Annotated in this window: 18 protein-coding genes; 13 read left to right on the top strand and 5 right to left on the bottom strand. The window is 72.2% G+C overall.

Annotation, left to right across the window (positions count from 1 at the left end; all coding sequences use genetic code 11):
• Positions 1 to 17: 17 nt before the first annotated feature.
• Together VMF70_09945 and VMF70_09940 are read right to left on the bottom strand one after the other, a co-directional pair.
• A complete protein-coding gene (locus tag VMF70_09945; protein ID HTT68339.1) occupies positions 18 to 848 on the bottom strand; it encodes a prepilin peptidase in 831 nt (276 codons plus the stop codon).
• Positions 841 to 1632, bottom strand: a complete 792-nt coding sequence (locus tag VMF70_09940) for an RNA methyltransferase (GenBank protein ID HTT68338.1) — start codon at positions 1630 to 1632, stop codon at positions 841 to 843. The genes VMF70_09945 and VMF70_09940 overlap by 8 nt, the downstream gene beginning before the upstream one ends.
• Here VMF70_09940 and thiD point away from each other — a divergent pair.
• Entirely contained in the window at positions 1616 to 2419 is an 804-nt protein-coding gene (gene thiD, locus VMF70_09935; protein ID HTT68337.1) for a bifunctional hydroxymethylpyrimidine kinase/phosphomethylpyrimidine kinase, read from the top strand. The genes VMF70_09940 and thiD overlap by 17 nt on opposite strands.
• A gap of 91 nt (positions 2420 to 2510) precedes the next feature.
• Here the strand turns inward: thiD and VMF70_09930 are convergent, their stop codons facing one another.
• From VMF70_09930 to VMF70_09920, 3 genes are read right to left on the bottom strand one after another with little or no spacing between them, the layout of a single operon-like run.
• Positions 2511 to 3338, bottom strand: coding sequence for a purine-nucleoside phosphorylase (locus VMF70_09930; GenBank protein HTT68336.1), 828 nt, complete (start codon positions 3336 to 3338; stop codon positions 2511 to 2513).
• Between the two features lie 20 nt (positions 3339 to 3358).
• Complete coding sequence (add, locus tag VMF70_09925) at positions 3359 to 4447, bottom strand: adenosine deaminase (GenBank protein HTT68335.1); 1089 nt, start codon at positions 4445 to 4447, stop codon at positions 3359 to 3361.
• Entirely contained in the window at positions 4444 to 5958 is a 1515-nt protein-coding gene (locus tag VMF70_09920) for a 5'-nucleotidase C-terminal domain-containing protein (GenBank protein HTT68334.1), read from the bottom strand. Before VMF70_09920 ends, add begins: the two co-directional genes overlap by 4 nt.
• Positions 5959 to 6068: 110 nt before the next feature.
• On the opposite strand from VMF70_09920, the gene VMF70_09915 reads away from it, so the two are divergent.
• The 12 genes from VMF70_09915 (at position 6069) to phoU (ending at position 17510) form a co-directional block, all read left to right on the top strand.
• Positions 6069 to 6818, top strand: coding sequence for a response regulator transcription factor (locus VMF70_09915; GenBank protein HTT68333.1), 750 nt, complete (start codon positions 6069 to 6071; stop codon positions 6816 to 6818).
• Complete coding sequence (locus VMF70_09910) at positions 6815 to 8527, top strand: ATP-binding protein (GenBank protein ID HTT68332.1); 1713 nt, start codon at positions 6815 to 6817, stop codon at positions 8525 to 8527. The genes VMF70_09915 and VMF70_09910 overlap by 4 nt, the downstream gene beginning before the upstream one ends.
• Positions 8528 to 8600: 73 nt before the next feature.
• Entirely contained in the window at positions 8601 to 9758 is a 1158-nt protein-coding gene (locus tag VMF70_09905; protein ID HTT68331.1) for a glycosyltransferase family 1 protein, read from the top strand.
• Positions 9743 to 10567: an alkaline phosphatase family protein gene (locus VMF70_09900; GenBank protein ID HTT68330.1), complete on the top strand. Its 825-nt coding sequence runs from the start codon at positions 9743 to 9745 to the stop codon at positions 10565 to 10567. The genes VMF70_09905 and VMF70_09900 overlap by 16 nt, the downstream gene beginning before the upstream one ends.
• Positions 10567 to 10998 carry a phosphatase PAP2 family protein gene (locus VMF70_09895; protein ID HTT68329.1) on the top strand — a complete coding sequence of 144 codons (432 nt, stop codon included), beginning with the start codon at positions 10567 to 10569 and terminating at the stop codon, positions 10996 to 10998. Before VMF70_09900 ends, VMF70_09895 begins: the two co-directional genes overlap by 1 nt.
• Positions 10999 to 11141: 143 nt before the next feature.
• Positions 11142 to 12221 (top strand): porin, encoded by a 1080-nt coding sequence (locus VMF70_09890; GenBank protein ID HTT68328.1) that lies wholly within the window; start codon positions 11142 to 11144, stop codon positions 12219 to 12221.
• A gap of 16 nt (positions 12222 to 12237) precedes the next feature.
• On the top strand, positions 12238 to 13311 hold the full coding sequence (gene pstS, locus VMF70_09885) for a phosphate ABC transporter substrate-binding protein PstS (GenBank protein HTT68327.1): 1074 nt from the start codon (positions 12238 to 12240) through the stop codon (positions 13309 to 13311).
• Positions 13312 to 13399: 88 nt separating this feature from the next.
• Positions 13400 to 14323, top strand: a complete 924-nt coding sequence (gene pstC / locus VMF70_09880) for a phosphate ABC transporter permease subunit PstC (protein HTT68326.1) — start codon at positions 13400 to 13402, stop codon at positions 14321 to 14323.
• Positions 14323 to 15165, top strand: coding sequence for a phosphate ABC transporter permease PstA (gene pstA / locus VMF70_09875; protein HTT68325.1), 843 nt, complete (start codon positions 14323 to 14325; stop codon positions 15163 to 15165). The genes pstC and pstA overlap by 1 nt, the downstream gene beginning before the upstream one ends.
• Positions 15166 to 15187: 22 nt before the next feature.
• The gene (gene pstB, locus VMF70_09870; GenBank protein HTT68324.1) at positions 15188 to 16000 is read left to right on the top strand and encodes a phosphate ABC transporter ATP-binding protein PstB; all 813 of its coding nucleotides are present in this window, start codon (positions 15188 to 15190) and stop codon (positions 15998 to 16000) included.
• Positions 15997 to 16809, top strand: coding sequence for a phosphate ABC transporter ATP-binding protein PstB (gene pstB / locus VMF70_09865; protein ID HTT68323.1), 813 nt, complete (start codon positions 15997 to 15999; stop codon positions 16807 to 16809). Before pstB (VMF70_09870) ends, pstB (VMF70_09865) begins: the two co-directional genes overlap by 4 nt.
• Positions 16806 to 17510, top strand: coding sequence for a phosphate signaling complex protein PhoU (gene phoU / locus VMF70_09860; protein ID HTT68322.1), 705 nt, complete (start codon positions 16806 to 16808; stop codon positions 17508 to 17510). Before pstB (VMF70_09865) ends, phoU begins: the two co-directional genes overlap by 4 nt.
• Positions 17511 to 17623 lie beyond the last annotated feature (113 nt).

Genomic DNA, 17623 nt, shown 5'->3' with positions numbered 1-17623 from the left:
CGCCTCGCGGCCCGGTTTCAGGGCACGCTCGCGGTGATCAGCGACGCGTACCACGCGATCAGCCAGTCGCCGGCCACCATCGCCGCCACGGCCCCGATGGCCAGAAAGACGCCGAACGGCACGGGGCTGCGCCGCTTGAGGAGCAGCAGTGGGAGGAACACCATCACGCCCGCGAGGGAGCCCATGAACGCGGTGAGCAGCACCCCGCGCCAGCCCACGAAGCTGCCGATCATCGCCATCATCTTGAGGTCGCCGAGGCCCAGGGTCGTGGGCTTCTCGCCCTCCTCCAGCACCTGGTCCAGCTCCTCGCCGCGGATCAGGCCCCGGGCGAGCGCCCAGTCTCCGGTCGCCTTCACGGCCCCGAGCAGCGCGAAGCCGGCCGCCGCGCCGAGCCCGGCGCCGATCAGGCCGAGGCCCCCGGGCGTGAGGGACAGCGCGAGCCCCGCGACCAGGCCGCCCAGCGAGAACTCGTCGGGGATCGTGAAGTGGCGGGCGTCGGTGAGCGCGATGCCGAGCGCGAGGGTGGCGAGCAGCGCGGCCCGCAGCGCCGCGAAGCCGAGACCGAACCACAGCACCGCGCCCGCCCAGATCAACCCCACGGCCAGCTCGACCAGCGGGTACTCCACGCTGATCCGCGCCCGGCAGTGCCGGCACCGGCCCAGCAGCGCGAGGTAGGAGAGCACCGGCACGTTGTCGTACCACGCGATCGGCTTCCCGCAGGCGGGGCAGCGCGACCGCGGCGCGACGACCGACTCGTTCCGCGGCAGTCGGTACACGCAGACGTTGAGGAAGCTCCCCAGCATCGCGCCGAAGATCGCGACGAACGCGAGCACGACGGGCTCAGGCACGGGCACGGGACACCTCGAACAGAAGGATGCCGGCGGCGACCGCCGCGTTGAGCGACTCCGCGCCCGGGCGCATCGGCACCGCCACGGCCCGGTGCCCGCGCTCCCGCCAGCCGGGCCGCACGCCCTGGCCCTCGTTGCCGATCACCAGCGCGAGATCGGGCGCCGCGCGGTCGAGCGCGCTCAGCGGCTCGCCGCTCGCCGCGGCGATCCAGGTGGTGACGCCCTCGCGCGCCGCGTAGTCGCACCACTCCTCGAAGGTCGCCGCGGCCACCTGGTGGCGGAACACGGCGCCCATCGAGCCGCGCACGACCTTCGCGCCCCGCACGTCCGCGGTGCCGTCCAGCGCCACCGTGAGCCACGCGCCCAGTGCGTCCGCGGTGCGGATCATCGTCCCCACGTTGCCCGGATCCTGCACGCCGTCGATCACCAGCGTGCGCCGCGGGGCGGCGTCCGGCCGCCGGACCTGCCCGAGCCCGAGCGGCTGCCACTCCACCACGGCCAGCACGCCGCTCGGCGTCTCGGTGTCGGCCAGCCGGTCGAAGTCACGCCGCGGCGCCACCTCGGTGCGGATGCCCCTCCGCCCCGTCTCCTCGAGCAGCCCGGCCGCCTGCTCCCGGGCGTCGTCGGCCACCAGCACCGCCGTGACCTTCGCGCCGCCGCGGACCGCGTCCTCCACCAGCCGGCGCCCCTCGGCCACCACCAGGCCGCGGCGCTCGCGCGCGTGGCGGCGTTGGAGATCGCGCAGCAGCGTGTGCAGATTACCCGCCATGCGGATCGCCCTCACGATCGCCGGCTCCGACTCCGGCGGCGGCGCCGGAATCCAGGCCGATCTCAAGACCTTCCATCAGTTCGGCGTCTTCGGCACCACCGTCGTCACCGCGGTGACGGCGCAGAATACCGTGGGCGTGCACGGCTGGGAGCCGCTCGGCGTCCCGCTGGTCATCCGGCAGCTCGAGGCCGTGGCCGACGACCTCCCGCCCGACGCCGTGAAGAGCGGCATGCTCGGCACCGCCGAGCTGGTGGACGCCGTCGCCGACGCCCTGGCTCGCCTCCGGCTCCCCAACTACGTGCTCGACCCGGTGATGGTGGCCACCTCCGGCGACCGCCTCCTCGTGCCCGAGGCCGAGCAGCGCGTGGCGGAGCGCCTGGTCCCGCTCGCGGCGCTGGTCACGCCCAACCTCGACGAGGCCCGCATCCTGGCGCAGCACGAGGTGCGCACGGTCGCGGAGATGGAACGCGCCGGCCGCGCCCTGCTCAAGATGGGGGCCGGAGCGGCGCTGGTGAAGGGCGGCCACCTCGAGGCGGCGGATGTGGTGGACGTGCTCGTGACCCGAGACGGCGTGAGCCGGTTCGCGCGCCCCAAGCTCGTGACCCGGTCCACCCATGGCACCGGGTGCACGCTCTCGGCCGCCGTGGCCGCGGGCCTCGCCCACGGGCGCTCCCTGGAGCGCGCCGTCGCCGACGCGCTGGACTTCGTGCATCGGGCCATGGTGGCGGCCCCGGGCCTGGGTCGGGGCCACGGACCGCTGAATCATTTCGTTGAGGCAAGAAACGGGAGAGGTGAGGCGTGAGAAGTGAGAAGGCATAGCAAGAGGAGAGAGGCCGGTCTCACTTTCGCCTCTGACTTCTCACTTTCACCTCTCACTTCTCACCTCTCACCCTTCACAGCTTTCGAACAATCCCCCTGACCAGCCGCGCCAAATCCCCCTTCACCCGCTCGGCGGTCTCCAGCACTTCCGCGTGCGAGAGCGTCGGCGCGCCGAGCCCGGCGGCGAGATTGGTCACGGTGGAGATGCCGAGACAGCGCAGGCCCCGCGCGCGCGCCACGATGATCTCCGGCACCGTGCTCATGCCCACCGCGTCCGCGCCCACCCGCTTGAGCATCTCGATCTCCGCCTTGGTTTCGTACGACGGGCCGAGCGTGGCCGCGTAGGTGCCCTCGTCGAGCGCGATCCGCTCCTCGGCCGCGACGGCGCGGGCGAGGGCGCGCAGCTCGCGGTCGTAGGGGTCGCTCATGTCCGGGAAGCGCTCCTCGCCCTCCACCACCGGCCCGGCCAGCGGCTGCCGACCGGTGAAGTTGAGGTGGTCGGCGATCAGCATCAGGGCGCCCGGCCGAAGGGTGCGGCGGATGCCGCCGGCGGCGTTGGTGACGACGAGCGTGCGGACCCCCAGCTCGGCGAACACCCGGACGGGCAGCCCCACCACGGCGGAGTCGTGACCCTCGTACATGTGGAAGCGCCCGCTCTGCGCCAGCACCTGCTTGTCCTCGAGCGTTCCGGCGATCAGCTCGCCCGCGTGCCCCTGGACGGTGGGCGCGGGGAAGCCGGGGATCCGCGCGTAGGGCACGCGCACCGCGTCCCGGATGTCCTCGCCGAGAAAGCCGAGGCCCGACCCCAGGACCAGCGCCACCGTCGGCCGCCGCGGCGCGATGGCCCGGCGCACGGCCTCCGTCGCCTCCCGGACCGCCCCCGCCCCCGCCCCTCCCGTCATCGCGCCACGCCCGGGCGCGGTCACTTCGCGGCCTTCAACGCGCCCGTGCCGTTGCGCAGCTGCGCCAGCTCCTTCTTCGCGTCCTCGACCATGCCCATGCGCTCCTGGTAGGGCAGGAAGGCGCTGGCGAAGCCGTCGAGAATCATCCGCTCGATCTCCGCGCGGTTGAAGCCGAGGCGGGTGTGCGCGAGGTAGTACTCGTCGGTGACGGTGGTGGCGCTCATCAGCCGATTGTCGGTGTTGAGCGACACGACGATGCCGAGGTCGAAGTAGCGGCGCACCGGGTGCTGCTCGATCGACGGCACCGCGTGCGTCTGGACGTTGCAGGTGACGCACACCTCGAGCGGGACGCGCCGGTCGTTGACGTAGCGCTCGAGGTCCGGGTCCTCGAACAGCCGGGTGCCGTGGCCGATCCGGTCGGCATGGCAGTAGTGCAGTGCCTGGGCGATGGACTCCGGGCCGTACGCCTCGCCGGCGTGGATGGTGGCGTTCACGTTGGCGTTGACCACGGTGTAGAACGCCTCGCGGTGCTTCTTGGCGGGATAGTTGTACTCGGCCCCGGCCAGATCGAACGCCACGACGCCCTTCCCCTTGAAGGCGACGGTGAGGTTCGCGAGGTCCATGGAGGTCGCGGGGCTCATGTTCCGGATCCCGCAGATGATGAGGCCGGTCCGCACCCCGAAGTCCCGCTCGGCGCGCCGCATCCCGCGGAGCGGCGCCTCCACCGCCTCGGTGAGCGGCATGCCCTTCTTGGTGCAGAGAATCGGCGAGTAGCGGATCTCCATGTAGCGCACGCCGTCGGCGGCGCCGTCCTCGACCAGCTCGTAGGTGACGCGCTCCAGCGCCTCGGGAACCTGGAGCACCGAGAGCGTCACCTCGAAGCGCGTGAGGTAGTCCATCAGGTTCCGCGCGTCCGACACCTGCAGGTAGCGCGTCAGCTCCGCGAGGTCGGTCGCGGGCAGCTTGACCTTCTGCTCCCGCGCCAGGTCGGCCAGCGTCGCCGGCCGCACCGAGCCGTCGAGATGGACGTGCAGCTCCGGCTTGGGCATCCGGCGGATCAGCTCCCGCGTGAGGCGCTCCTCGCCCGCGCCGGGCCGGCGGCGCGTCATCGCCCGGCCTCCTGGACGCGGACGTCCTCGGGGGGCTGCACGGGCTGCGGGAGCTTCCGCAGCCACTCCGACAGCGCGTCGAGATCCACCGTGCCGCTGTTCTCCGCCGCCGCGCCGCGCAGCATCGCGTAGCCGCTGCCGCCGGCCGCCACGAAGTCGGGCACCGACACCGTGTACCAGGCGCTGTCGGCCAGCGGGCGCCCGCCGGCCAGCGCAACGGCGATCACCCGCTGGCCCTCGGGCGCCGCCGAGTTGACCCGCACCGTCACGCCCGAGACGTGGGCGCGCGCTTCCCCCGTGCCGACCGCGTGCTCGAGCGTCCGCCGCAGCACCGCGCCCGTGACCCGCAGCTTCACCAGGAAGTTCTGGAACGGCTCGACCTCGAACAGCGCGCCCCAGGTGACGGGGCCGGCGGCGAGGTCGGCGCGGATCCCGCCGTTGTTGACCAGCGCCACGTCGGCGCCGGTGGCCGCCCGGTCGGCGTCGGCGATCAGGTTGCCGAGAGGATACTGGTCGCCGCTCCTGACCAGCGGTCCGGCGAGGGTCGCGACCACGCGCGAGGTGAGCGGCGCGACGCGCCGCGCCTCGGTGGCGACCAGGCGAGCGACCGCGGTATCCGCCGTCTCGCGGTCGGCCCACACGGTCTCGACCCGCATCCGGACCACCCGCACGCCGGCGCTGTCCACGAAGTCCACGATCCCGAGCGCGATGCCGTTGGAGCGCGCCTGCACGATGGGGATGCCGTTGACGGTGGTCTCGACCAGCGTGTGCGTGTGGCCGCTGACGATCAGGTCCGGGCGGTTGTGGAGGGCGGCGGCGAGATCCACGACCTCCCCCGCGCAACCCCCGTCGGGGGTGCAGAACGCGCCCGCGTGCGCCACCACGATCACCCAGTCCGGGCGCTCGGCGCGCGCGGCGGCGATCGCCGCGTCCAGCCTCGCGGGCCCGCTGTCGAACGAGAGGGCGGCCACGTTGGAAGGCCGGGTGGTCGAGGGCGTGCTCTCGGTGCTGTACCCCACGACCGCAATGCGTCGGCCGCCGGCGATGACCATCCGCCACGGCGCGGTCCACGGCGGCGTCGCGCCGCCGGCACGGTCGCGGACGTTGGCGGACAGCCACGCGAAGCGGGCCTGCCGGACCCGCACGGCGAGCGTGTCCACGCCCCAGTCGAACTCGTGGTTCCCGACCGCCGCGGCCGCGTAACCCATCAGGTTGAACGCGTCCACGGTGGCGCGGCCCCAGGTCAGGTTGGACACCGGCGAGCCCTGCATCACGTCCCCGCCGTCGAGACGGATCGTGACGCAGCTGCACGCGCGGGCGAGGCGGTCCATCATGCCCGCCACCGCGGCGGCGCCGCCGACGGGCCGATGGTTGCTCCACGCCTGGACCCCGGCCTCGAGCGAGCCGTGGAAGTCGTTGGTGGCGAGAACGCGCAGCAGGATCGAGTCGGCCGATGGGCGCGCCTGCGCCACCAGGAGGACGGCGCCGGCGACCGCGGGCAGGAGCAACATCCGCGAAATCTATTGCGGTTCGAGAGCGGGGCAATGGCGCCGCCCGGCTCCCGGCGGCGCGGCCGCCGGTGCCGTTGCCGGACTCCGGCCGCAGCGCGATAATCCGCGCCATGGCGACGGCACCCAGCGTGCACGGCAAGCCGAACGGCGCGGCCACCGAGGCGCACGTCCTCGTGGTGGACGACGAGCGGGACATCACCGCGCTCGTGGCGTATCATCTCGCCCGGGCGGGCTACCGCGTGACCACCGCGGGCAGCGGCGTCGCCGCCCTCGAGGCCATCGCGACGGAGGCGCCGGACCTGGTGGTGCTCGACCTCATGCTCCCGGGCCGCAGCGGCTACGAGGTGCTCGACGAGCTGCGCCGCCACGAGGACACCCGCGACGTCGGCGTCATCGTGCTCACGGCGCGGCGTGACGAGTCCGACCGCATCAAGGGCCTGGCCGGCGGGGCCGACGACTACCTCACCAAGCCGTTCAGTCCCGAGGAGCTGGTGCTGCGGGTCGGCGCCGTGCTGCGCCGGCTCCGCGCGCCGGCGGCGGCCACCGGCCCCGTGCTGCGCGCCGGACCGATCGCCATCGACCGAGGGGCCCACACGGTGACGGTGGACGGCGATCCGGTCGAGCTCACCCCCCTGGAGTACCGCCTGCTGCTCCTGCTGGCCGAGCGGCGGGGACGGGTGCAGACGCGGCCACAGCTGCTCGAGACCGTGTGGGAGTCGCAGCCCGACATCCAGACCCGCACCGTCGACATGCACGTCCAGCGCCTCCGGGCCAAGCTCGGCACCGCCGGCGACCGGATCGAGACCGTCCGCGGATTCGGGTACCGGTTCCGCGCCGGCGACGCCTCCTCGCGGCGATGAGGCTGCCGGCCAAGCTGTTCGCGTCCTACGTCGTGCTGGTGGCGGCCAGCACCGCCACGCTGATCGTCGCGTCCGACCGCTCGCTGCGCTCGCGGCTGCTCAAGGAGGCCACGGTCGAGGTCACCCGCGAGACGATCCTGCTCGCCCGCGCGGTGGGCGGGACGCGCGGACCCGCGCTCGACTCCCTGGTGCGCGGGCTCGGACGGGCCACGGGGCGGCGGCTCACGGTGATCGACCGCTCCGGCGGAGTCCTTGCCGACACCGACTTCCCGCTCGACCAGCTGCCGACGCTCGAGAACCACGCCACCCGGCCCGAGTTCCGCGAGGCGCTCGCCGGCCGCACCGGCACCGACGTCCGGCGCAGCGTGTCGACCGGCCGCTGGGAGCTGAAGGTGGCCATGCCGGTGCCCGGCGGCGCCGTTCGCGTCTCCACGCCGCTGCCGCAGGTGGACGCGGTGGTGCAGGACGCGCAGAACGCCGTCCTGCTGGGCGGCCTGTTCGCGCTCGCCGTCGGCGTGCTGCTGGCGCTCGGCTTCGCGCGCTCCGTGGCGCGCCCGCTGCTCCGCCTGCGCGACGCCGCGCAGGCCATCGCGCGCGGCGACCGGCCCGCCGTCGACACCCGCGGCCGCGACGAGGTCGGCGACCTCGCCCGCGCGCTTCGCTCGATCGACGAGAACCTGTCGGGCCGGATGGCGGACCTGGAGCGGGAGCGGTCGGAGACGGCCGCGCTGGTGGCCTCGATGGTGGAGGGCGTCATCGCGGTCAACGCCGCGGGCGCCGTCACCACGCTCAACCCGGCGTCGCGCCGTCTGCTCAGGCTCGGGCCCGGCGCCGCACTTCCCTCGGCGCTCGAGCTGTTCCGCCAGCGGCCGGCGCACGAGGCGGTCGAGCGTGCCCTGCGCGGCACCGAGACCGGGGGACTCGAGATCGAGCTGGACGAGCGCACCGCCCTGCTCTCGGCGCACCCGCTTCCGGGCGGCGGCGCGGTGCTGGTCCTGCACGACGTCACCGGGCAGAAGCACCTCGAGACCGTGCGCCGCGACTTCGTCGCGAACGTGTCCCACGAGCTGAAGACGCCGCTCACGGTGATCCGCGGCTATGCCGAGACCCTGACCGGCGAGGACGTCCCGGCCGAGGTGCGCCGCGACTTCCTCGAGAAGGTGCTCGCCAACGCCCGGCGCATGCAGCAGCTGGTGGACGACCTGCTCGACCTGTCGCGCATCGAGTCGGGCGCGTGGTCGCCGCGGCCGGAGCGCCTGCCGCTCGCGCCGCTCGTCCAGGAGGTGTGGAGCACGCTGAAGCCCCGCGCCGACGCCGCGCGACTCACCCTCACCACCAGGATCGGCGACGCGACGGTGTTCGCCGACCCGCAGGCGGCTCGGCAGGTCGTCCTCAACGTCCTCGACAACAGCGTGCGCTACACGCCCGCGGGCGGACACGTCAGCGTCGCGGCCGCGGCCGAGCCCGGTGCGCTGCGGCTCGAGATCAGCGACACCGGCGTCGGCATCCCCGGCGAGCACCTGCCCCGCATCTTCGAGCGCTTCTATCGCGTGGACCCGGCCCGCTCGCGCGAGCTGGGCGGTACGGGCCTCGGCCTGGCCATCGTCAAGCACCTCGTGGAAGCCCACGGCGGCCGGGTCGAAGCCACCAGCTCCCTCGGTGCCGGCACCACCATCCGCATCCACTTCCCCGAGCCGCGACCGGCCTGAACCGGCCCTAACCGTTACGGATGCGTGACTTAGGCGTCGCCGCGACTTGACGCGGCACCGCCACCATGCACCCGTGCGCATAGCATTCGTCACCGACACCTACACGCCGCAGGTCAACGGCGTCACCACGATCGTCCGCCGCGTCGTGGAGGCGCTCGGCCGCGCCGGCCAGCACGTCGCGGTGGTCGCGCCGGCGTATCCGGGGTCCGTGGCGGCGGCGACGGACACGGAGCTGCGGGCCCCCTCGGTGGGATTCCCGCCCTACCCGGCCGTGCGCCTCTCGCTCCCCCAGCCGCGGCGGATCGCTCGGTTCCTGGACGCCTTCCGGCCCGACCTGGTGCACGTGATGACCGAAGGGCCGCTGGGCCTCGTCGGGCGGCGCTACGCGCTGCGCCGCGGGATTCCCCTGGCGACCTCCTTTCACACCGACTTCCCGCAACACAGCCGTTACTACGGGCTGGGGGCCTTCGAGGACCTGATCTGGCGGTGGCTGGTCTGGTTCCACCGCCCGGCCCGGTTCGTCCACACGCCGGGCGAGGCGGTGCGCGCCGAGCTGGCCCGCCGCGGTGTGGCGCGCGTCCGGGTGTGGGGACGCGGCGCCGACACCGAGACCTTCGACCACCGCCGGCGCAACCCCGGCCTGCGCCAGCGGCTCGGGGTCCCGTACGGCGCCGCGCTGGTGCTGCACGTCGGCCGGCTGGCCGCGGAAAAGAACCTCGAGGTCCTGATTGCCGCCTGGACGCTCGCGCACGAGCAGCTGGGGAGCGCGGCCGCTTTCGTGTTCGCGGGCGACGGGCCGATGGCGCACCGGTGCGCCGCCGCCATGCCCTGGGCGACCCACCTCGGGTTCCTCGACATCCCGGTGCTCGCGACGCTGTACGCCAGCGCCGACCTGTGCGTTCTGCCCTCCCGTACCGAGACCTGCGGCCTGGTGGCGCCCGAGGCGATGGCCTCGGGGCTCCCGGTCGTGGCCGCGGACGCCGGCGGCTTCCGGGAGAGCGTGGTGGACGGCGTCACGGGCTTCCTCGTCCCGCCCGACGACGTGCGCGGGTTCGCCGCGGCCATCTCCCGCCTGGTGCTCGACGCCGAGCTGCGCCGCCGCATGTCGGACGAGGCGCGACTCGCGGCCGTGACCTGCAACGCCGACGACGAGAACGAACGACTCCTCGACGAATACGCCGTCGCGATCGGACGCAAGCCACTGGAGGATCCTCAATGGCGCGCTGCGTGATCCTGCTGATCGACGGGCTGCGGCCCGACGCCGTCGTCCCGGACCTGGCGCCCTCGCTGTACGCCCTGGGCCAGGACTACACCCGGGCGGAGGCGGCCGTCACGGTGCGCCCGAGCACCACGGTCGCGGCCCTGCTCTCGCTCACCACGGGCGTCGGCCCCGACACCCACAAGCTGGTCGAGCCGGGCCTGGCGACCCTGCGCAGGCTCGGGAGCCTCAGGCCCGTGCCGCGGGAGCTCGCGGCGCGGCAGCTGCCCACCGTCGCGGTCGCGGGCGAGGTCGCGTCCGTCGAGGTGCCGGTGGCACGGGTGCTCGTTTCGGCCGCCGGCGTCTCCCGCCTCGTCGCGACGGCGGGGCCGGCGCGGCGGGTGGCGGCCGCGGCCCTGGGCCGGCTCCGGTTCGTGCCGGACGGCCTGGTGATCGTCTACGTGAACGACTGCGATCGGGCCGGCCACACCGCCGGGTGGATGTCGGCGCCGTACCTCGACGCGGTGCGGGAGGCCGACGCGGCGGTCGCACGGCTGCGCGCCTGCACGGCCGACTCCCTGCTCGTGGTGCTGGCGGACCACGGCGGCGGCGGCGTCCACGCCACCGACCACGACACGCCCCATCCCGTCAACGACCGGATCCCGCTCGTGCTGGCCGGTCCGCGCATCCGCCGCAGGCACGTCCTCCGGAGCCCGACGTCGATCCTCGACGTCCCACCCACGCTGCTGTGGTGGTTGGGGCTCGAGGTCCCGGCCGCGTACGAGGGCCGCGTGCTGCGCGAAGCCTTCGTCGCCGCCGACGAGCTGGAGGCGGTCGCCTGATGCGCTGGGTGACCCATCTCGGCGACGCGGCCACCACCATCGGCATCGCCCTGGTGCTGATGCTGGCCGGCGGCCACCTGGCCGAGCTGGGCCGCGCCGCGCTGCTGGCCAACGCGCTGTCGCACGTGGCCGTGCAGGTCCTCAAGCGCACGGTGGTGCGCGCCCGGCCGTGCGACGCGGACGGCGTCCCGTTGGCCCTGGTCTGGGTGCCCGACCCGTTTTCGTTCCCGTCGGGGCACAGCGCCGCCTCCATGGCGGTGGCCGGGACCGTCGCGAGCACCTACCCCGCCCTGGCTCCCGCCGCCCTGGCCCTCGCCGCCCTGGTCGGCGTCTCGCGCGTCAAGCTGAAAGTGCACCACCCCGGCGATGTGGTTGCGGGCGCGGCACTTGGGCTGGGCGGTGCGCTCGCCGCGCGGCTCCTTCTCGCCTAGTCGATTCGGGGCTTCAGACCCGCCGTTACGCGTCTGTTACGTCCTCTGCGCGTCGCCGTGACGCGGGGGGGCTTTCTTCGCCGGCGATGGTTTCCGGACGACCCCCAAGCACCAACCGTTCACCTTCGCAGAGGACCGTGCACATGGCACTCTTGTCTCGTCGAACGCTCGCGGCGCTGGGGTTCGTGGCCGCGGGAGCGGCGGCTCCGCTCGCCGCGCAGAACCCGACCCCGCCCTCGGTCTCCGTCGGCGGCGTGATCTACGCCCAGTGGGGGGCGCAGCTCGACTCCCTGAGCCCGGCCAACAACTTCGACATCACCCGCGCGTACGTGAACGCGATCGGCAAGTTCAACGGCGGCATCATGACCCGCGTCACGCTCGACGTCTACCACGACGCCGACGCCACGGCCGGCGGCGCGCTGCTGTACCGGCTGAAGTACGCCTACGCCGGGTGGACGCCGAGCGGGAGCCCGTTCACGTTCCGCTTCGGCCTCACGCAGACGCCGTTCATCGACTGGGAAGAGGCGCTGTGGGACTACCGCATGCAGGGCCCGGTGCCGGTGGACCGCAACAGCTACATGTCGTCGTCCGACTTCGGCCTGGCGGTGGACGGCAGCTTCAACAGCGAGCAGTTCAACTTCCAGGCAATGGCGATGAACGGGGAGAACTACAACAAGACCCCGGGCGACCAGCACAAGGACTTCGCGGCGCGCGCGTCGTTCCGGCTGCTGCCCTCCGACGAGGGGAGCCGCGTCGGCGGCCTGCGGATCACCGGGTACGCGCAGGTCGGCACGCCCACCAGCGGCGGCACGCGCAACCGGTTCATCGGCCTGGTCTCGTACCGCTCCAAGTCGCTGCTGCTGGCGGGTGAGTTCGCCGCCACGAAGGACACGGTCACCAACCCCGCCAAGATCAGCACCACCGGCAGCATTCTCAGCGCCTACGGCTGGTATCGTCTGCCCGCGACGCCGGTCGCCGTGGTCGCGCGCGTGGACATTGCCGATCCGAACACCTGCTCGCCGGCGACGCCGCCGGTGGCCAGCTGCCCGGCCGGCGCGGCGTTCGACAAGCGGACGACGATCATCGGCGGCCTGTCCTACCAGCTGAGCCAGAACGTCCGGCTCCTGGCGGACATCGACCGCACCTCGTTCCAGACGCCGACGGGCGTCACCGCCCCCAAGGCCGTCACGCAGGCGCTGTTCCAGACGCAGTTCACCTACTGACCCGAGAGCGTTGCACATGACCAAGCGAATCGCAGCAGTGCTGTCCGTCGCCGCCGGAACCGTGCTGCTCGCGGGATCCGTCGCGGCTCAGACCGTGCGCCTCAACGGGGCCGGCGCCACCTTCCCCCAGCCCATCTACCAGAAGTGGGTGCTCGAGTACCACAACGCGCACCCCACCGTCGAGATCAACTACCAGGGGATCGGGTCGGGCGGCGGCATCCGCCAGTTCACCGACCACACGGTGGACTTCGGTGCCAGCGACGGCCCGATGACCGACGCGCAGATCCAGGCCGTGAACGGCGACGTGTACCACCTGCCGACCGTGCTCGGGTCGGTGGTGCCGACCTACAACATTCCGGGCGTGACCGCGCAGCTGCGGTTCACGGGTGACGTGCTGGCCGGCATCTGGCTGGGCCAGATCACGAAGTGGAACGACTCGCGCCTCACGGCGCTCAACCCGGACGCCAACCTCCCGGATCAGGACATCGTCGTGGCGCACCGGTCCGACGGCTCCGGCACCACGTACATCTTTACCGACTACCTTACGAAGGTGAGCCCCGACTGGGCGCAGCGGGTTGGGAAGGGCACGTCGGTCAACTGGCCCGTGGGTCTCGGCGGCCAGGGCAACCCCGGCGTCGCCAACATCGTGAAGCAGACCCCCGGCGCCATCGGCTACGTGGAGCTGATCTACGCCATCCAGAACAACATCGGCTACGGCGTGGTCCGGAACAAGGCGGGCAACTACATCCAGGCCTCCCTGGAGACCACGACCAATGCCGCGGCCGGCGCGGTGGCGAGCCTCGACCCGAACACCGATTTCCGCATCTCGATCACCGACGCCGACGGGGCCCAGGTGTACCCCATCTCGTCGTTCACCTGGCTGCTGCTGCCCAAGCAGATGACGGATGCCGTCAAGGCCCGTGCGCTGCTGGAGTTCGTGTGGTGGGCCGTGCACGACGGCGAGAAGTTCACGAGCGCCCTCGCGTACGCTCCCCTGCCCGCGCGAGTGGTGCAGCTGGAGGAGCAGCGCCTGAAGAGCATCACGGTGAACGGTCAGCCGGTGCTTCCCAGCAACTACCGCGGGCGCTAGTCCGTTGACCGACATCCCCGCCACCGCTCTGGAGCCGGAGCTCGCTCCAAAGCCGACGGCCGAAGAACGGTGGCGGGCGTTGAGGACGGTGAGCCGGGGCGACGTGATCTACCGCTCCCTGCTCACCGTTCTCGCGCTTCTGCTCCCCCTGCTGGTGGTCCTGATCGCGGTGGAGCTCGTGTCCAACGCGATGCCGGCGGTGTCCAAGTTCGGTTTCGGGTTCCTCACGCACAGCACCTGGGACCCGGTGCAGGGCCAGTTCGGAGCCCTGCCCCTCATCTTCGGGACCCTGTACTCGTCACTGGTCGCGCTGGTCATCGCGGTGCCGCTGGCCCTGGCCTGCGCAATCTTCCTGACGGAGTTCGCGCCGCGCTGGCTCCGCACGCCGGTCGGGACGCTGATCGAGCTGCTGGCCGCCGTCCCGAGCGTGATCTACGGGCTGTGGGGCATCTTCGTCCTGATCCCGCTGCTGCGCGATCACGTCTGGAAGGTGGCCCGCCACGCGCTCGGCTGGCTCCCGATCTTCGGGGGCGTGTTCTACGGGCCGTCGGTCCTGGCGGCGGGTGTCATCCTCTCGATCATGATCCTGCCGTACATCGCCGCGGTGTCCCGGGAGGTGCTCCTGGCCGTGCCGCCCTCGCAGCGCGAGGCCGGCCTGGCCCTCGGCGCCACCCGCTGGGAAACGGTGACGACGGTGATCCTCCCGTACGGCCGGGCGGGAATCGTCGGCGCGGTGATCCTCGGACTGGGGCGCGCGTTGGGCGAGACCATGGCGGTGACGATGGTGATCGGGAACCGCCACCAGGTGTCGGCATCGCTGCTGCAGCCCGGCTACACCATCGCCGCGGCGATCGCCAACGAGTTCTCCGAGGCGGTGTCCGACATGCACCTCTCGGCGCTGTTCATGGTCGGCGCCGTCCTGTTCGTCATCACCATTCTCGTGAACACCCTGGCCCGCGTGCTGGTGTGGCGCGTGGCCCGCGGCTCCGCCGTGGGCAGCACGGCCATCTGATGCACGGTCGCCTGATCCGCCGTCTGTTCGGCTCCGTGATGACCGGCGCGACCTACGGTGCGGCGGCGCTCGCCATCCTCCCGCTGGCGGTCATCCTCGCGATGCTGCTGGTCAAGGGCGCCGGCTCGCTCGACTGGAATTTCTTCACCAGGTCCGCCGTGCCGTTCGGAGAGCACGGGGGCGGGTTCGCGCATGCCATCGTCGGCACGTTGATCATCGTCGGCCTGGCCTGCGCCGTCGGCGTGCCGGTCGGCGTGTCGATTGGCATCTACCTGGCGGAGTTCGGTGGCGGACAGTTAGGCTTCGCCATCCGGTTCATCGCCGACGTGCTGAACGGCGTGCCTTCCATCGTGATCGGCATCTTCGCATGGACCTGGCTCGTGAAGCCGATGGGCCACTTCTCGGCCCTGGCAGGAGGCGTCGCGCTCGGCATGATCCTGGTGCCGATCCTGGCGCGGACCACCGAGGAGATGGTGCGCCTGGTGCCCAATTCGCTGCGCGAGGCGGCCCTCGCCCTGGGGTACCCGCGGTGGCGGACGTCGCTGGTGGTGGTGGTGCGTACGGCGGCGGCGGGTATCGTCACGGGCTGCCTCGTCGCGGTGGCCAGGGTCGCGGGCGAAACCGCGCCGCTGCTGTTCACTGCGCTGGGCAACCAGTTCTTCTCAACTCGCGTCCAGGGGCCGATGGCGGCCCTGCCGCTGCAGGTCTACGTCTACGCCCTCGGCCCGTACGACGAGTGGCACCGGCAGGCCTGGGCGGGCGCCCTGGTGCTGATCATGCTCGTGCTGGCCCTGAGCCTCTTCGCTCGCGCGGTGGTGCGTGCCAAGCGTCAGCACGCCTGAGCGCGCCCGGCGGGCTCCGCACGTGACGCCGCCGCCCGCCCAGCCGGCCGCCGCGCCCCCCCAGGCGGCGCCCGCGACGGTGCCGCGACTCGCCACCGACGCGCTGACGGCCTGGTACGGCACCAGCACCGGCGTGCGTGACGTCACCCTGGCCTGCCGCGAGTACACGGTGACGGCGCTGATCGGTCCCTCGGGCTGCGGCAAGTCGACCCTGCTCCGGAGCCTGAACCGGATGCACGAGCTGGTGCCGGGCACCCGCGTGACGGGGCGGGTGCTGCTCGACGGCTACGACATCTACGAGCGGGGCATCAACCCGGTGCAGGTCCGCCGCCGCATCGGCATGGTGTTTCAGCGCCCCACGCCTTTCCCCACCATGAGCATCGCGGAGAATGTGGCCGCGGGACTCGCCATCGGCCCCGCGGTCTCGCGGACCGAGCGGGCCGAGATCGTCGAGCGCGCGCTGAGGCGCGCGGCCCTGTGGGACGAGGTCAAGGACCGGCTCGACGACTCGCCGCTCAACCTCTCGGGGGGGCAGCAGCAGCGGCTGTGCGTTGCCCGCACGGTGGCGCCCGAGCCGGAGGTGATCCTGCTCGACGAGCCGACCGCGTCGCTCGACCCGGGCGGCGCAGCGCACATCGAGGAGCTGGTGCAGGAGCTGAAGCGGGAGTTCACGGTCGTCATCGTGACTCACAACCTGCAGCAGGCCGCCCGCGTCTCCGACGTGACCGCGTTCTTCTACCTCGGCGAGCTGGTCGAGGTCGGCCCGACGACCAGGATCTTCACGGCGCCCGCCAAGGCGCAGACCGAGGCCTACATCACCGGGCGGTTCGGATGACCGCGCCCCCCGTCGTCCCCAAGACCCGGGTCACGCCCGGCGGCACCGTGCGGCTCATCGGCACGCTCGCCGCGGCCGACTACTCGTTCTGGTACGGTGCCAAGCAGGCGCTGTTCGACATCACCGTCGAGGCGAAGCCGAATGCGGTGACCGCGCTCATCGGGCCCTCCGGGTGCGGGAAGTCCACGTTCCTGCGGTCGATCAACCGGCTCCAGGAGCTGTTGCCGGGCACCAGGCATCAGGGCGAGATCACGTTCGACGGAAAATCCGTCTTCGGCTCCTCGGTGGATCCGGTGCAGATGCGCCAACGGATCGGGATGGTCTTCCAGCGCCCCAACCCGTTCCCCAAGAGCGTGTTCGACAACGTGGCCTACGGCCCGCGCGTCACCGGCGCGCTTCCCGAGGCCCGCATGCCCGAGATCGTGGAGCGCTCGCTCAAGAGCGCGGCGCTGTGGGACGAGGTCAAGGACCGGCTCGACGAACCGGGCACCTCGCTCTCCGGCGGCCAGCAGCAGCGGCTGTGCATCGCCCGCGCGCTGGCCAACGAGCCCGAGGTGCTGCTCATGGACGAGCCGTGCTCCGCGCTCGACCCCATCGCGACCCAGAAGATCGAGGAGCTGATCGTGGACCTGAAGACCCAGTACACGATCGTCATCGTCACGCACAACATGCAGCAGGCCGCCCGCGTGTCCGACTACACGGGGTTCTTCTTCCTCGGGCGCCTGGTCGAGTTCGGGACCACGCAGCAGATCTTCACCAGCCCCAAGGACGAGCGGACGGACGCCTACATCACCGGGAGATTCGGATGAGCAATCCGCTCGAGCCTGGCCGGCACTTCCACGAGGAGCTGTCGCATCTCAAGCAGCGCCTGATGGCAGCCTCAGCGGAGGCCGAGGAGGCGGTAGGCAGTGCCGTGGACGCGCTGCTGACGCGCAACCGCGTGAAGGCCCAGGAGGTCATCCGCGGCGACCGCACCATCAACACGCTGGAAAGCAGCATCGAAGAGCAGGCGTTTCAGCTCATCGCCCTGCACCAGCCGATGGCCAGGGACCTGCGCCTGATCTTCGCGGCGGTGCGCATCGTCGGGGACCTCGAGCGCGTCGGTGATCACGCGGTCAACATCGCGCAGTCGGCCGAGCGGCTCGCCGCCTACCCGCACATCGTGCCGGAGCCGGAGATCGTCGAGATGGCGCGGCTGTCGCGGCAGATGCTCTCCGACTCCCTGTCGGCTTTCGTGCGGGGCGACGCGCCCTTGGCGCGGGCCGTGTGCCGGCGGGACGACGCCGTGGACTCCCTGAACGACTCGGTGTTCCGGATCCTGCTCACGCATATGATGGAGGATCAACGGGTTATCGGACCGGGGATGGAGCTGATCCTGGTGAGCCGGAACCTCGAGCGGGTGGCCGACCTCGCCACCAACGTGGCCGAGGACGTAGTTTTCCTGGCGGAGGGCAAGACCATCAAGCATCACGCCGAGGACGAGCGGCCCCCCAAGGACGCCGCCTCGTGAAGGGACCATGGGCATCCACGACCCGCACGCGTTTCCCGGGCGGCTGATCGTCGTCGAAGGCATCGACGGCTCCGGGAAGTCCACCCAGCTGTCGCTGCTCCAGACCTACCTGG

The sequence above is a fragment of the Gemmatimonadales bacterium genome (genome assembly GCA_035502185.1).
In the GTDB taxonomy this organism is placed as follows: domain Bacteria; phylum Gemmatimonadota; class Gemmatimonadetes; order Gemmatimonadales; family JACORV01; genus Fen-1245.
Note: the sequence above shows the minus strand (reverse complement) of the source record. Positions and strands in the feature narration are given on the sequence as shown.

What these genes read in the sequence shown, in the direction of transcription:
- add (HTT68335.1), bottom strand. Translation starts at nt 4,447, where the DNA reads ATGACGCGCCGCCGGCCCGGCGCGGGCGAGGAGCGCCTCACGCGGGAG.
- pstS (HTT68327.1), top strand. Translation starts at nt 12,238, where the DNA reads ATGACCAAGCGAATCGCAGCAGTGCTGTCCGTCGCCGCCGGAACCGTG.
- VMF70_09890 (HTT68328.1), top strand. Translation starts at nt 11,142, where the DNA reads ATGGCACTCTTGTCTCGTCGAACGCTCGCGGCGCTGGGGTTCGTGGCC.
- pstB (HTT68323.1), top strand. Translation starts at nt 15,997, where the DNA reads ATGACCGCGCCCCCCGTCGTCCCCAAGACCCGGGTCACGCCCGGCGGC.
- VMF70_09930 (HTT68336.1), bottom strand. Translation starts at nt 3,338, where the DNA reads ATGACGGGAGGGGCGGGGGCGGGGGCGGTCCGGGAGGCGACGGAGGCC.
- VMF70_09910 (HTT68332.1), top strand. Translation starts at nt 6,815, where the DNA reads ATGAGGCTGCCGGCCAAGCTGTTCGCGTCCTACGTCGTGCTGGTGGCG.
- thiD (HTT68337.1), top strand. Translation starts at nt 1,616, where the DNA reads ATGCGGATCGCCCTCACGATCGCCGGCTCCGACTCCGGCGGCGGCGCC.
- VMF70_09900 (HTT68330.1), top strand. Translation starts at nt 9,743, where the DNA reads ATGGCGCGCTGCGTGATCCTGCTGATCGACGGGCTGCGGCCCGACGCC.
- VMF70_09920 (HTT68334.1), bottom strand. Translation starts at nt 5,958, where the DNA reads ATGTTGCTCCTGCCCGCGGTCGCCGGCGCCGTCCTCCTGGTGGCGCAG.
- VMF70_09895 (HTT68329.1), top strand. Translation starts at nt 10,567, where the DNA reads ATGCGCTGGGTGACCCATCTCGGCGACGCGGCCACCACCATCGGCATC.
- VMF70_09915 (HTT68333.1), top strand. Translation starts at nt 6,069, where the DNA reads ATGGCGACGGCACCCAGCGTGCACGGCAAGCCGAACGGCGCGGCCACC.
- pstA (HTT68325.1), top strand. Translation starts at nt 14,323, where the DNA reads ATGCACGGTCGCCTGATCCGCCGTCTGTTCGGCTCCGTGATGACCGGC.
- phoU (HTT68322.1), top strand. Translation starts at nt 16,806, where the DNA reads ATGAGCAATCCGCTCGAGCCTGGCCGGCACTTCCACGAGGAGCTGTCG.